Here is a 12,728-nt window from a genome sequence, read left to right on the forward strand (position 1 = left end):
GTGGGCAAGGTGGTCATGTACAGCTCGGTGTCGGTGGACGGCTTCGTCGCGGACGAGAATGACCAGCCCGGACCGCTGTTCGACTGGTTGTCCAACGGTGACGTCCCGTTGGACGAGACGGGAGAGGTGAAGGTGTCGCAGACGTCCTACGACTACACCCGGCCGTACTGGGACCAGATCGGAGTCACGATCGTCGGCCGCCACGTCTTCGACCTGACGGACGGCTGGGGCGGCAAGCCGCCGGGCGGCATCGACCACGTGGTCGTCGTGTCGCACCGGCCGATGCCCGAGGGCTGGGACCCCGAGGCGCCGTTTCACTTCGTCGACGGCGTCGAGGCCGCCATGGCCAAGGCGCAGGAGCTTGCGGGTGACCGCATGGTCGAGGTCGCCGCCGGCGACGTCGGTGGCCAGGTGCTTGCCGCGGGCCTGATCGACGAGGTGCGCATGGACGTCGTACCCGTCGTGTTCGGGTCCGGCAAGCGCTACTTCGGGTCGGTCGACGCACAGCACCTGTTGGAGGGTCCTGACGTGGTGATTCAGGGCAACCGGGTGCTGCACCTGCGCTATCGGGTGCGCCGTTGACCGATTTGAGCGGGTACGCGAAGAAGCTCGCACTGCCGACGGGCTGCCGATCGCGACCAAACTCCCGATCCCGAGCTTGCGGGTGGACTTGGTCGTCCAGCGCAGCGGCGAGGTCGGATCCCCGCGCTCGCGGCCTTGGCCACCGCCCGGATCCCGCCGTGTCCCAACGCGCGAGCCTCGGCGCCGATCAACAGCCGGCGTTGCCGCTCATCCAGATGCGACAAGATCGCCTCAAGCTTCGCCGGCAGCATCTCCACGGTCTCTGCCGACACGCTCATACCAGACCATCGACCGCGAACCCGAAATGCTACGAGTTGTTTCTCTGCAGGCCCTTAGCGCACCCAGTAGACGCCGGTCCTCAGCTCGTACGCTATGAGGTCCCAGAAACACGTGTAACGCCTGGCGCCGGCTTGGGTTCTGACCAGCTCTCGGCGACCGAGGGGTCGACATCACGAAGCCAGCCGATTTCCTGGACACCTAGCAGGCAGCAGTCATCGGCGTTGCCCCACCCGTCGGAGAACAGGAGAAACTGCCGGTAACTCGGCGGCAGCTCCATGCCCAACCGCTCTTCAAGCCGGCGAACCTCTGCCTCAGTAGCCGGGGGATACAGATCGCCGTCTGGATTCAACGCCGGGTGATCAGAACTTTCGGTCACCGGACGCCTTGCAGGGAAACGTTCAGACCATGCGTACTGGGCACTCATGGTGCAGAAGATATCCGTCACGAGTGGCTTTGCACTTGTAGCGGCACACAGCAAAAGGCCGCCTCCGGTAACAGGAGACGACCCTCCACCTGGATGGGGTGCTCAGGAGTGTGGCTGGCCTGAGGGGGGCTGCGGGAGCCGGCCGATCGAGTGGGGCTGCTAGGCGGTCTCGCCATTTTGGTGGGTATTCGGCCAACGAGGCGGCGCAGCGCCGCCCTTGCGAAGACCATGCGTTTCCACCTAGGACCCCCAGGGCTCCTACTTGAGGAGTTGCCTGGCCATGACCATGCGCTGGATCTGGTTGGTGCCCTCGTAGATCTGGGTGATCTTGGCGTCGCGCATCATGCGCTCCACCGGGAAGTCCTTCGTGTACCCGTAACCGCCCAGCAATTGCACCGCGTCCGTGGTGATTTCCATGGCGGCGTCCGAGGCGGCGCACTTGGCGGCGCTCGACAGGAACGTCAGGTCCTTCTGGGGCTCGCCGTGCATCGCGCGTTCCGACTTCGCGGCCGCGTGGTACGTGAGCTGCCGCGCCGCCTCCAGTTTCATGGCCATGTCGGCCACCATGAACTGCAGGCCCTGGAAGTCGCCGATCGGGCGGCCGAACTGCTTGCGTTCCTTCACGTAGCCGATCGCGTAGTCCAGAGCGCCCTGGGCGATGCCCAGCGCCTGGGCGGCGATGGTGATGCGGGTGTGGTCCAACGTCGCCAGAGCCGTCTTGAAGCCGGTGCCGGGGGCGCCGATCAGGCGGGTGGCGGGGATTCTGACGTTGTCCAAGATGACTTGACGGGTCGGGGAGCCCTTGATGCCGAGCTTCCGTTCCTTGGGGCCAAAGGAGACGCCCTCGTCCGACTTCTCGACGACGAAGGCGGAGATGCCGCGGGCGCCGGCAGAGGGGTCCGTGACCGCCATCACCGTGTAGTACTCCGAGACGCCGGCGTTCGTGATCCACATCTTGGTGCCGTTGAGGATGTACGAGTCGCCGTCCGCCACCGCCCTCGTCTTCATCGCGGCGGCGTCCGAGCCGGCCTCCGGCTCCGACAGCGCGTACGAGAACATGGCCTCCCCTCTGGCCACCGGCGCCAGGTAGCGGGACTTCACCTCCTCCGAGGCCGACAGGAGCAGCGGAACGGTGCCGAGCTTGTTGACGGCGGGGATCAGGGAGGTCGACGCGCAGGCGCGGGCCACCTCCTCGATGACGATCACCGTTGCCAGCGCGTCCGCTCCCGCGCCGCCGTACTGCTCAGGAACGTGGACGGCGTGCATGTCCGCCGCCACCAGCGCCTTGTAGACGTCCCAGGAGAACTCCTCGGTCTCGTCGGCCTCTGCTGCGTGCGGGGCGATCTTCTCGTCGGCCAGGGCCCGGACCGTCTCCCTGAGCATGTCGTGTTCTTCGGCGGGCGCGTAAAGAGGGAAGCTCATGCGTCAGATACTAGGACGTCCGAGCATCTTGTTACCAGCCGGTACGGTTTGCGGAGATGCACCCGTGGCACGTAGCAGGTAGCGAAAGGCCGGTAGCATGCCTGCGCGATCGAAAGGAGCTCACTCGTGCCATATCGCCTCACGGTGATCGGGACTGGATACCTGGGCATCACGCATGCGTCATGCATGGCGGATCTTGGATTTGACGTCCTAGGCCTCGACATCGACGCCGACAAGGTCCGCCGGCTGAACGCAGGTGAGCTTCCGATCCACGAACCGGGGCTGGAACCCGTGCTCCGCCGCGGGGTCGAATCCGGCCGGCTTCGCTTCACCACCTCCTACGAGGAGGTCGCCGAATTCGGCGACGTGCACTTCATCTGCGTCGGCACGCCGCAGAAGCGCGGCGAGTACGCGGCCGACGTCTCCTACATTGACGCCGCCGTCGAATCCCTTGCCCCACTGCTCGACCGGGAGTGCCTGGTCGTCGGCAAGTCGACCGTGCCTGTGGGCACCGCAGAGCGGCTCGCCGACAAGATGGCGCGGCTGGCCCCGGCCGGAGTCGAGGCCGAGCTGGCTTGGAACCCCGAGTTCCTCCGGGAGGGGTTCGCCGTGCAGGACACCTTGCACCCGGACCGCATCGTGCTCGGCGTCCGTACGGAACGTGCGGAGAAGGTGCTGCGTGAGGTGTACGAGCCGCTCGGCGACGTTCCGATCGTGGTGACGGATTTTGCCACGTCCGAACTGGTCAAGACGGCCGCCAACGCCTTCCTGGCCACGAAGATCTCTTTCATCAACGCCATGGCCGAGGTCTGCGAAGCGGCGCATGCCGATGTCCAGCAGCTGTCGGAGGCGCTCTCGTACGACAACCGGATCGGCGGGCGATACCTGAACGCCGGGCTCGGGTTCGGCGGCGGTTGTCTGCCCAAGGACATCCGGGCTTTCATGGCGCGGGCCGGCGAACTCGGGGCGGACCAGGCGCTGACGTTCCTGCGCGAGGTGGACGCCATCAACATGCGCCGGCGCGCCCGCATGGTTGACCTGGCCAGGGAGCTGGCCGGCGGCTCCTTCCACGGATGCACCGTGGGCGTCCTGGGAGCGGCGTTCAAGCCGAACTCGGACGACATTCGCGACTCGCCGGCTCTCGACGTCGCCGTCACCATCGGCCACCAGGGCGGACAGGTCACCGTGTACGACCCGATCGCGCTCGACAACGCTCGCAAAGCTCATCCCGAGCTGCACTATGGCGAATCGGCTGTCGAGGCGGCTCGCGGGGCGCATGTGGTGTTGGTCCTCACGGAATGGCAGGAATTCGTGGAGCTCGATCCGGAGCAGCTGGGGGCGGTGGTCGCCACCCGGCGCATCGTGGACGGGCGCAACGCGCTGGACGCTGAGACGTGGCGCTCGGCCGGCTGGCACTACCGGGCCCTGGGCCGGCCGTAGGGCCTCATACCCCCAAGTGGCGAACCCACTGGGTGAACAGCGGGCGGTAGCCGCGGCGAACCCAGAATGGGGTCGAGAGCGGGTTCGGAAGAGCGTGGTGGAGCATCATCGCCGTCACGCCCTGAGCTGCCGCATGCCCGTGGGCCACCTGGGTGAGCAGCGCGCCCACGCCGCGGCCTCGGGCGGACGGCTCCACGTACAGGACGCTCAGGTACGCCAGCGGCGCCACGTTCGCGGATCGGGCGATCCATGCGGAATGGGCAGGCGGCTGCACGATGACGCAGCCCACCGCCTCGCCGTCCGGCTCGGCCAGCCAGCACCACTCCGTAGGGAGCACCTCCGTGGCCAGGAACTCGCGGATGCGCGACGGCGTCGACGGGCGTAAGGCCACCCAGCCGAATTGGGCGTCGTACGCCACCAGCCGTTCGTACAGCCTGGCGATGGTTTCGAGGTCGCCGGCGGTGGCCCGGCGGACGCCCGGGACGGCCGCCGAGCCGGCGGTGAGAGGGCGGACGGCCTGGGCGACGACCGGGGCGAAGTTGCGGGCGGCCAGGGCCCGCACCGGTGCGGTGTCGCGGCTCGGCCAGGACACGGTCAGCGCTTGACCTGGCTCGTCGAGGTGCAGGCCCGCCAGCCACCGGTCCAGCAGCGCGCCGAGCGCGCCCGCCGGATCGCGGCCGGCGACGCGAGCCTGGAGCCGGTGCAGGACCAGCGGGGACCAGGAGGCCCGCATGCTGCCGGGGTCGATCCGCTCCACGGAGGTACGGCCGACGGCGTCGCGTGCCTCGAGCGGCAGGTCACCTGCTCCAGGTCCGGGCAGCTCGCCCTGGCCGCCGACCAGCGGATCGGCGGCCCAGACACGGGCGGCGTGCGCCCTGATCACGGCATCCATCGCGGCACACTAGCGGTCCGCACCGCCGTCGAACAGGGCTCCCCCCATGTGCCGGTCCGGCTGCGAGGCCTCCTGCCCGGTCAGAGCTCGGCGGCCTCGGCACGCAGACGCTCACCCTTGGCGTACGCCTGCTCCTTGAGCCGCTCCTGGAACTCCTCCATGCGCCGGCGAAGATCGGCGTCAGAGGCGGCGAGGATGCGGACCGCCAGCAGACCCGCGTTACGTGCCCCGCCCACGGCCACCGTGGCGACCGGGACCCCGGCCGGCATCTGCACGATCGACAGCAGGGAGTCCATGCCGTCGAGGTATTTCAGCGGCACTGGCACCCCGATCACCGGCAGCGGCGTCACCGAGGCCAGCATGCCGGGCAGGTGCGCGGCCCCGCCGGCGCCCGCGATGATCACCTGAAGGCCGCGCGAGGCGGCCTGGCGACCGTATTCGATCATCTCGGCCGGCATGCGGTGCGCGGACACGACGTCCGCCTCGAACGGCACGCCGAACTCCGCCACCGCCTCCGCCGCGGCCTTCATCACCGGCCAGTCGGAGTCGCTGCCCATGACGATGCCGATGCTGCGTCCATTGGCTCGTTCGCTTCGCTCTCTCACGCGTATTCTCCGGTGGTCAGGTAGACGGCGGCGTGGCGGGCGCGGGCGCGTACTTCGTCCAGGTTGGAGCCGAGGGCGGTCACGTGGCCGATCTTGCGGCCAGGACGCACCTGCTTGCCGTAGAAGTGCACCTTGATGCTCGGATCGTGGGCCAGCACGTGCTCGTACCGCTTGAACAGGTCGGGGTCGTCGCCGCCCAGCAGGTTGACCATGACGACGGCCTGGGCGGTCATCGTGGGCGAGCCGAGCGGCAGGTCCAGCACGGCTCTCAGATGCTGCTCGAACTGCGACGTACGCGCGCCTTCGATCGTCCAGTGGCCGCTGTTGTGCGGCCGCATGGCCAGCTCGTTGACCACCAGTCCGCGGGCCGTCTGGAACATCTCGACCGCCAGCAGCCCGGTGACCCCGAGCTCATGGGCGATCTTCAGGCCGATGCGCTGGGCCTGCGCGGCGTCCTCCTGGTCGAGGCCGGGGGCGGGCGCGAGCACCTCGACACAGATGCCGTCCTGCTGCACGGTCTCCACGACCGGATAGCTGACGCCCTGGCCGTGCGGCGAGCGGGCCACCAGCACCGCCAGCTCCCGCTCGAACGGCACGAACGCCTCGGCCATCAGCTCGACCCCGGACGCGAACGCCTCCTCCGCCTCGGCGGCATCAGCGCACACCCACACGCCGCGGCCGTCGTAACCGCCGCGCACCGCCTTGAGCACCACGGGCCAGCCGTGCTCGTCGGCGAAGCCCGAGACGTCCTTCGCCGACGACACCCGCGCCCAAGCCGGGCACGGCACGCCGATCGCGGTCAGCCGCTCGCGCATGACCGCCTTGTCCTGCGCGTGCACGAGGGCGTCGGCCCCTGGGTGAACGGCGTGGCCGCTTTCCGCCAGAGCCCTGATGTGCTCGGTCGGGACGTGCTCGTGATCGAACGTGATCGCGTCGCACCCCTGGGCGAACTCGCGGAGGTCGCCCAGATCGCGGTAGTCTCCGATACGCGTGTCGACGATCACTCGTGCGGCGCTCTCGTCAAGGGCGCCGGCCAGCACCCGCAGCTCGACGCCTAGCGCGATGGCGGGCGGCTGCGACATCCTGGCCAGCTGGCCCGCGCCGACGATGCCGACGACCGGGCCGATGGGGCGGTATGAACTCACGCCAGGTGAGCTTACCGGGACGCAACGATGACTAACCCACCTCTCGGTTCCATAGGGGTCTAGGCGTGAACGACACACCCACCACGGGAACGCTGCACCACGTTGAGATCTGGGTCCCGGAGCTGCGACGGGCGGTCGGCAGCTGGCAATGGCTGCTGGAAGCGCTCGGCTACACCGTTTTCCAGGACTGGGAGGGCGGCCGGAGCTGGCGGCTGGGGCCGACGTACCTGGTGATGGAGCAGTCGCCCGCCCTCACCGCCGACCGCCACGACCGCCGCCGGCCCGGCCTGAACCACCTGGCCTTCCACGTGGAGAGCCGTACCCGGCTGGATGCCCTGGTGGAGCGGGCCCCCGCGTACGGCTGGACGCTGATGTTCCCCGATCGCCATCCCTACGCCGGCGGCGAGCAGCACTACGCCGCGTACCTGGAGGACGAGGACGGGTTCGAGGTCGAACTCGTCTCCTTCGACCGGCCAGGCCCTTCCTGAGCACGCGGAACGAGCGGGCGGCGGAAATCTGGATCACACTGCACGCGGCGATCGGCGAGACGGGCATGGGCGAGACGCCGGTTAGCGTGCCGGCATCATGGACCGGCGAGAAGTGACGCGAGCCTCATGATCCTTCACACGGTGGAGAGGGCCTCGGTCGGGGCGAGGCGGGCGGCGCGGCGGGCCGCCAACACCGAGATGATCACGATGTTGGCGATGCCGACGGCCCCGACCAGCAAGGCGACCGCGCCGAGCCCGAGGAACAGAAAGTTGAAGGCGGACGCCGCGGCCAGTTGGATCGTCAGCGCATCGGAGGGCCGGCTCACGTCGACTTCGCTCGGGTGCTCGGGATAGACCGTCGCCGCCAGAACGCCTGCCACGGACGTGACGGACTCGTCGGTGGACCTCTCGTAGATCGTGGTCGGGTGCCCGTCGAAGCCGGCCTGGGTCGCGTACGTCCAGCCGACCAGCGCCGACCGGTCGATCTCCGGCGCCAGGCCGGTGACGTCGAGTACGCCGATGACGGTGAACCAGCGGCCCGCGATGTAGACCTGCTCGTCCCCGCCCGCACGCGCGACGCCGAGCCGGTCGGCGGCGACCGCGCCCAGCACCACCACCGGATAGCGGCCGGTCGCCGGGTTGAGGAACGCGCCGGACCTGACCGTGGCGCTGAGCGTGTCCAGCAGGTCGGTACGGGCCGCCGCCACGCCGATGCCGTTCGTCTCGGCCGGGGTGACCTTGTCGGTCCGCCGTACGGTCAAGCCAGGCAGCCGGCCGACCGCGGAGACGGACATGACACCGGGGATGCGGCCGACCATGCCCACGGCGAGAATGGGCCCCACGCGGTTTCCGGCCGGTGAGCGTGAACGTTAACCGCGCCTTCACCTCGGCCGCGCTAAGAAGGAGGGATGCGGGTACTGGTGGCCGAGGACGAGCGGTTCCTCGCGGACCTCATCGGCGAGGGCCTTCGGCGCGAGTCGATGGCGGTCGACGTGGTCTATGACGGCGCCGCCGCCCTGGAACAGCTGGCGGTCAACGACTACGAGGTGCTCGTCCTCGACCGCGACCTGCCGGTGGTCCATGGGGACGACGTCTGCAGGGAGCTGGCGAAGCGGGAGGCGCCGGTACGCATCCTCATGCTGACCGCAGCGGTCACGGTCGGCGACCGGGTCGACGGCCTGGGCCTCGGCGCCGACGACTACCTCACCAAGCCGTTCGCCAGCGCCGAGCTGGTCGCGCGGATCCTGGCACTCGGACGGCGCCCCGCGCCGCGGCTGCCGCCCGTGCTCGAGCGCCACGGCATCGTGCTGGACGGCCCGCACCGGCAGGCGTTCCGCGACGGCGTCTACCTGCCGCTCTCCCGCAAGGAGTACGCGGTCCTGGAGGTGCTCATGCGGGCCCGCGGCGCGGTCGTCACCACCGAGGAACTGCTGGAACGGGTGTGGGACGAGCACATCGACCGTTCAGCACTGTAGTGAAGGTGACGGTGCGCAAACTGCGGACCAAGCTCGGCGATCCGCCTCTGATCAGGACCGCGCCGGGCGGATACGCGCTGTGATGCGCGCGACGATCCGGACCCGGCTGACGCTGGTGTTCGGCGGGCTCTTCCTGCTCACCTCCGCCATCGTGCTGATCGGCGCGGACTACATGGTCGAGCGGGCCTTCGACGGAAGCGTCGAGCTGCGGTCGGTCAAGGCTGACGTGCCCGCTCGCCCGCAGGACACCGGGAGCGCACCGCCGCTCCCGGCCGACCTGTCCGGTCCCGAGCAGCACGACGCGCCCAACCCCGAGACCATGGTGAAAGCCGTGCGCGAGGACGTGCTCGGCTCGCAGGCGCAGATCAGGTTGGCGTCGATCGTGGTCATGGGCGCGGTGGCGTTCGCGTTGTGCTGGTGGTTGTCGGGCCGGGCGCTGCGGCCGGTCCACCAGATCACCGACACGGCACGGCGGCTGTCGTTGTCCAACCTTGACCAGCGCATCAACATGAAGGGCCCCCGCGACGAGCTCAAGGAGCTCGCCGACACCTTCGACGCCATGCTGGAGCGGCTCGCCCACGCCGCCGACGACCAGCGCCGCTTCGTCGCCAACGCCTCCCACGAGCTGCGCACGCCCCTCGCCGTGCAACGGGCGGCGATCGAGATCGGCCTGGCCGACGCCTCGCCCGACCGGGTCGCGACGATGCGTGCCGAACTGCTCCGCATCACCGAACGCTCCCAGCGGCTCATCGACGGGTTGCTCGCTCTCGCGCAAGGCGAGCGCGGCCCGGAGACGCGCACGCCCGTCGACCTCGCCGCCGCGGTACGCCACTCCGCCGAGCTGTACGTGACCCCGGATATCCAGCTCGACCTCGACCTGCGCCCGGTCACGGTCCCCGGGGACGAGGCGCTGCTCGGCCGCCTCGTGGACAACCTGGTGGAGAACGCGGTGCGCCACAACCATCCCGGCGGCCGGGTGGAGATACGGTTGGCCCCTGACGCGGGCCTGCTCATCTCCAACACCGGGCCGGCCATCGACCCGGGCCGGGCGGCCGAGCTGTTCCAGCCGTTCCGCCGCCTCCACCCCGACCGAACCGGATCGGCGGACGGCGCCGGTCTCGGCCTGTCCATCGTCGCCGCCATCGCCCGCGCCCACGACCTCGACGTCACCGCGACGCCCAACCTTGGCGGCGGCTTGACCGTCCACGTCATCGTGCCGAGCCCGCGAAGCTGAGAGGGCTGGGCGGTCGTTCCGGGTCGCCTCGCAGGCACGGCCGCCCAGCGACCTGCACCGCAGCGTAATGCCCGCCTCTTGGAATCGCCGCCCATAGGACGATATTTCTAAACCTGCTCTTGACGCGGTAAGTTCATGCGTCTGACGCCGGCCCTACATCGTGGCCGGTACTCTGAGGTGGTCAGGCACGACTAGGGAAGGGACCGAGCAGAGACGTGGACTTCGTTAAACGCCTCTACGAGCGGTTCGCGGCCCTGGTGCATGAGCTGGCCAAGTTCGGCAGCATCGGCGCCGTCGCCTTCGTCCTGGACACCGCGGTCTACAACCTCTTCCTGCTGGGACTAGGGTGGGGGCCGCTGACGTCCAAGGTCCTGGCGACCACGATCTCGGCGACGTTCGCCTACGCGGGCAACCGCTTCTGGACGTTCCGGCACCGCGAGCAGAGCGGGCTGGGGCGCGAATACTTCCTGTTCTTCCTGCTCAACGGCATCGCACTGCTGTTCGGGCTGCTGGTGATCGGTTTCACCACATACACACTCAACCTTGACGACGGCCTCAGCCTCAACATCGCCAACATCCTGGGCGTCGGGCTCGGCACGCTGTTCCGCTACTGGTCGTACAAGAAGTGGGTGTTCCTGGAGGCCACCGAGCCGATCCCGGTCGAGCTGCCCGCCACCGGGGTCAGGCAGGACCGCTGACAACCCGGTTCCTGCTGTCTTCCTCCGCCGGGCGCAGGAAGATGGCGAACGTCGCGGGCCGGCGGCGCACGAGCTCCAGCCGGCCGCCGTCGGCAGCGGCCAGCGCGCGGGCAAGCGTCAGACCAAGGCCGGTTCCCCCGCCGCCACTGACATTGCGGTCGAAGATCTTGGGAGCGATCTCGTCAGCGATGCCGGGGCCCTCGTCCGCGACCTCGATCACCACGTAATTGTCGCCGTAGCTGGTGGTGATGGTGACAGCACCGCCGCCGTGGCGCAGGGAATTCTCCAGCAGGGACGCGATCACCTGGCCGAACCCGCCGGTCGTGGCCATCGCCCTCAGCTCGCGCGCGCCCGCCAGCCGCAGCATGCGTCCCGCATCCCTGAACACCGGCTCCCACTCGGTGATCTGCTGGCCGAGCACAACGTCGACGACGACCGGCTCGGCTTGGGCGTGGCGCTGGCGGCGGGCCGCGGCCAGCAGTTCGTCGATCACGGCGGTCAGCCGCTCGGCCTGGACGATCGCCGCCTCGCCCTCTTCTCGGACCACCTCGGGATGGTCGGAGGCGGCTACGATCTCCTCCAGGCGCATGGTGAGGCCGGTCAGCGGGGTGCGGAGCTGGTGCGAGGCGTCGGTGGCGAACTCGCGTTCCCTGGTAAGCAGGTCGGAGATGCGGGTAGCGCTGCGGTCGAGCACCTGGGCCACTCGGTCGAGCTCTGGTATGCCGTAGCGGTGTTTGCTCGGCCGCGCGTCGCCGGAGCCCAGCCGGTCGGCGATCTTCGCGAGGTCCTGCAGGGGCAGCGTCAGCCGCCGGGACTGTACGACGGCCAGGCTCACGGCCACCGCCAGGGCGGCCACCGCCAGGGCGACGATGAGGAGCAGGCGGGCTCGGACATCCCGCTCGACCTGATCGCGGTCACGACTTATCCGGACGTAGACGCCCGTGTTGGTCTGCGCGTCCTCCGTCATCAGGTGACCGGACGGCGGCGGCGTGCCGACGACGGTCACCCGAAGGGGGGTTCCGCGCTCCCAGACCTGTATGTACCTGCCTGGGTATTTCTGCTCCAGTTGCTGAGGATCGAGCGGTGTCTCCTGAACGCGGGCATACTCGACCTCTCCCACGAGGCGCTTGGCCTCAGCCCCGAGCTCTTGAGCCGCCTCGTCGACGATCAGGCGGCTCACCACGACGCCCAGGGGGACCCCCAGCAACAGGACCGCGATCACCGCGACGACCAGGGTGGAGGTGAGCAGTCGACGGCGCATCCGCCTACTCGCGTTCGAACCGGAAGCCGACTCCCCGGACGGTCGTGATGTAGCGAGGCTTGGCGGCGTCGTCGCCGAGCTTGCGGCGCAGCCACGAGATGTGCATGTCGAGTGTCTTGGTGGAACCCCACCAGTTGGTGTCCCACACCTCGCGCATGATCTGCTCGCGGGTGACCACCTTGCCGGCGTCTCGTACGAGCACGCGTAGCAGGTCGAATTCCTTGGTCGTCAGGTGCAGCTCCTTCTCCCCCATCCAGGCGCGCCGCGAGTCGGCGTCGATCCGCACCCCCTGGACGACCGGGGTCTCGGAGGTGCCGCGGCGTAGCAGCGCGCGTACTCGGGCCAGCAGCTCGGCCAGCCGGAACGGTTTGGTGACGTAGTCGTCCGCGCCGGCGTCGAGCCCGACGACGGTGTCGACCTCGTCGACGCGGGCGGTGAGTATGAGTACTGGAGTGCCGTGGCCCTCGGCCCGGATCCGGCGAGCCACTTCCAGGCCGTCCATCTCAGGAAGGCCAAGGTCAAGAACTATGAGGTCGATGCCGCCCGACAGGGCCCTCTCCAGGGCCTGTGGGCCGTCCGGGCTAACCTCGACCTGATAGCCCTCACGGCGCAACGCACGCGCAAGAGGCTCAGAGATCGAGGTGTCATCCTCGGCTAGAAGTACGCAGGTCATGAAGCGATCGTAGGACCTTAGGCGATCGTTTCCCGGGCACAGCGCGCAGTTTGACTCGTCATTGACCTATCTATTGACCTGGGCAAACACGACTAAAATACGGTTGGTCG

General features: G+C 69.0%; 13 protein-coding genes and 1 pseudogene. 6 read left to right on the forward strand and 8 right to left on the reverse strand.

Annotated features, from left to right (window positions below):
* Nucleotides 1-582, forward strand: coding sequence for a dihydrofolate reductase family protein (locus ACTWPT_RS05880; RefSeq protein WP_443176202.1), 582 nt, complete (start codon nucleotides 1-3; stop codon nucleotides 580-582).
* A gap of 370 nt (nucleotides 583-952) precedes the next feature.
* Here the strand turns inward: ACTWPT_RS05880 and ACTWPT_RS05885 are convergent, their stop codons facing one another.
* Entirely contained in the window at nucleotides 953-1,285 is a 333-nt protein-coding gene (locus ACTWPT_RS05885) for an SMI1/KNR4 family protein (RefSeq protein ID WP_443176203.1), read from the reverse strand.
* Nucleotides 1,286-1,543: 258 nt separating this feature from the next.
* The gene (locus ACTWPT_RS05890; RefSeq protein ID WP_443176204.1) at nucleotides 1,544-2,707 is read right to left on the reverse strand and encodes an acyl-CoA dehydrogenase family protein; all 1,164 of its coding nucleotides are present in this window, start codon (nucleotides 2,705-2,707) and stop codon (nucleotides 1,544-1,546) included.
* 126 nt (nucleotides 2,708-2,833) lie between these two features.
* On the opposite strand from ACTWPT_RS05890, the gene ACTWPT_RS05895 reads away from it, so the two are divergent.
* Nucleotides 2,834-4,147 carry a UDP-glucose dehydrogenase family protein gene (locus tag ACTWPT_RS05895; protein WP_443176205.1) on the forward strand — a complete coding sequence of 438 codons (1,314 nt, stop codon included), beginning with the start codon at nucleotides 2,834-2,836 and terminating at the stop codon, nucleotides 4,145-4,147.
* Nucleotides 4,148-4,151: 4 nt separating this feature from the next.
* On the opposite strand, the gene ACTWPT_RS05900 is transcribed toward ACTWPT_RS05895, so the two are convergent.
* The 3 genes from ACTWPT_RS05900 to ACTWPT_RS05910 all read right to left on the reverse strand — a co-directional run bounded on the left by ACTWPT_RS05900 (nucleotide 4,152) and on the right by ACTWPT_RS05910 (nucleotide 6,789).
* Nucleotides 4,152-5,039, reverse strand: a complete 888-nt coding sequence (locus ACTWPT_RS05900; RefSeq protein WP_443176206.1) for a GNAT family N-acetyltransferase — start codon at nucleotides 5,037-5,039, stop codon at nucleotides 4,152-4,154.
* Nucleotides 5,040-5,119: 80 nt separating this feature from the next.
* Nucleotides 5,120-5,596, reverse strand: a complete 477-nt coding sequence (gene purE / locus ACTWPT_RS05905; protein ID WP_443176293.1) for a 5-(carboxyamino)imidazole ribonucleotide mutase — start codon at nucleotides 5,594-5,596, stop codon at nucleotides 5,120-5,122.
* Nucleotides 5,597-5,640: 44 nt separating this feature from the next.
* On the reverse strand, nucleotides 5,641-6,789 hold the full coding sequence (locus tag ACTWPT_RS05910) for a 5-(carboxyamino)imidazole ribonucleotide synthase (protein WP_443176207.1): 1,149 nt from the start codon (nucleotides 6,787-6,789) through the stop codon (nucleotides 5,641-5,643).
* Nucleotides 6,790-6,854: 65 nt separating this feature from the next.
* Here ACTWPT_RS05910 and ACTWPT_RS05915 point away from each other — a divergent pair, with 65 nt between their 5' ends.
* Complete coding sequence (locus ACTWPT_RS05915) at nucleotides 6,855-7,277, forward strand: VOC family protein (RefSeq protein ID WP_443176208.1); 423 nt, start codon at nucleotides 6,855-6,857, stop codon at nucleotides 7,275-7,277.
* 134 nt (nucleotides 7,278-7,411) lie between these two features.
* On the opposite strand, the gene ACTWPT_RS05920 is transcribed toward ACTWPT_RS05915, so the two are convergent.
* Complete coding sequence (locus ACTWPT_RS05920) at nucleotides 7,412-8,119, reverse strand: ABC transporter permease (RefSeq protein WP_443176209.1); 708 nt, start codon at nucleotides 8,117-8,119, stop codon at nucleotides 7,412-7,414.
* 66 nt (nucleotides 8,120-8,185) lie between these two features.
* Between ACTWPT_RS05920 and ACTWPT_RS05925 the strand changes: the two are divergent.
* The 3 genes and pseudogenes from ACTWPT_RS05925 to ACTWPT_RS05935 all read left to right on the forward strand — a co-directional run bounded on the left by ACTWPT_RS05925 (nucleotide 8,186) and on the right by ACTWPT_RS05935 (nucleotide 10,684).
* Nucleotides 8,186-8,835: pseudogene (locus ACTWPT_RS05925) on the forward strand (response regulator transcription factor).
* Nucleotides 8,835-9,986 carry a sensor histidine kinase gene (locus ACTWPT_RS05930; RefSeq protein WP_443176210.1) on the forward strand — a complete coding sequence of 384 codons (1,152 nt, stop codon included), beginning with the start codon at nucleotides 8,835-8,837 and terminating at the stop codon, nucleotides 9,984-9,986. Before ACTWPT_RS05925 ends, ACTWPT_RS05930 begins: the two are co-directional and overlap by 1 nt.
* A 215-nt stretch (nucleotides 9,987-10,201) precedes the next feature.
* Entirely contained in the window at nucleotides 10,202-10,684 is a 483-nt protein-coding gene (locus ACTWPT_RS05935; RefSeq protein WP_443176211.1) for a GtrA family protein, read from the forward strand.
* On the opposite strand, the gene ACTWPT_RS05940 is transcribed toward ACTWPT_RS05935, so the two are convergent.
* Nucleotides 10,668-11,945, reverse strand: a complete 1,278-nt coding sequence (locus ACTWPT_RS05940; protein WP_443176212.1) for an ATP-binding protein — start codon at nucleotides 11,943-11,945, stop codon at nucleotides 10,668-10,670. The genes ACTWPT_RS05935 and ACTWPT_RS05940 overlap by 17 nt on opposite strands.
* Nucleotides 11,946-11,949: 4 nt before the next feature.
* The gene (locus ACTWPT_RS05945; RefSeq protein WP_043620820.1) at nucleotides 11,950-12,618 is read right to left on the reverse strand and encodes a response regulator transcription factor; all 669 of its coding nucleotides are present in this window, start codon (nucleotides 12,616-12,618) and stop codon (nucleotides 11,950-11,952) included.
* Between the last annotated feature and the right edge of the window lie 110 nt (nucleotides 12,619-12,728).

Origin of the sequence: Nonomuraea sp. 3N208, assembly GCF_052245935.1 — a bacterium.
Taxonomy (GTDB): domain Bacteria; phylum Actinomycetota; class Actinomycetes; order Streptosporangiales; family Streptosporangiaceae; genus Nonomuraea.

What these genes read in the sequence shown, in the direction of transcription:
- ACTWPT_RS05930 (WP_443176210.1), top strand. Translation starts at nt 8,835, where the DNA reads ATGCGCGCGACGATCCGGACCCGGCTGACGCTGGTGTTCGGCGGGCTC.
- ACTWPT_RS05890 (WP_443176204.1), bottom strand. Translation starts at nt 2,707, where the DNA reads ATGAGCTTCCCTCTTTACGCGCCCGCCGAAGAACACGACATGCTCAGG.
- purE (WP_443176293.1), bottom strand. Translation starts at nt 5,596, where the DNA reads ATGGGCAGCGACTCCGACTGGCCGGTGATGAAGGCCGCGGCGGAGGCG.
- ACTWPT_RS05940 (WP_443176212.1), bottom strand. Translation starts at nt 11,945, where the DNA reads ATGCGCCGTCGACTGCTCACCTCCACCCTGGTCGTCGCGGTGATCGCG.
- ACTWPT_RS05885 (WP_443176203.1), bottom strand. Translation starts at nt 1,285, where the DNA reads ATGAGTGCCCAGTACGCATGGTCTGAACGTTTCCCTGCAAGGCGTCCG.
- ACTWPT_RS05945 (WP_043620820.1), bottom strand. Translation starts at nt 12,618, where the DNA reads ATGACCTGCGTACTTCTAGCCGAGGATGACACCTCGATCTCTGAGCCT.
- ACTWPT_RS05900 (WP_443176206.1), bottom strand. Translation starts at nt 5,039, where the DNA reads ATGGATGCCGTGATCAGGGCGCACGCCGCCCGTGTCTGGGCCGCCGAT.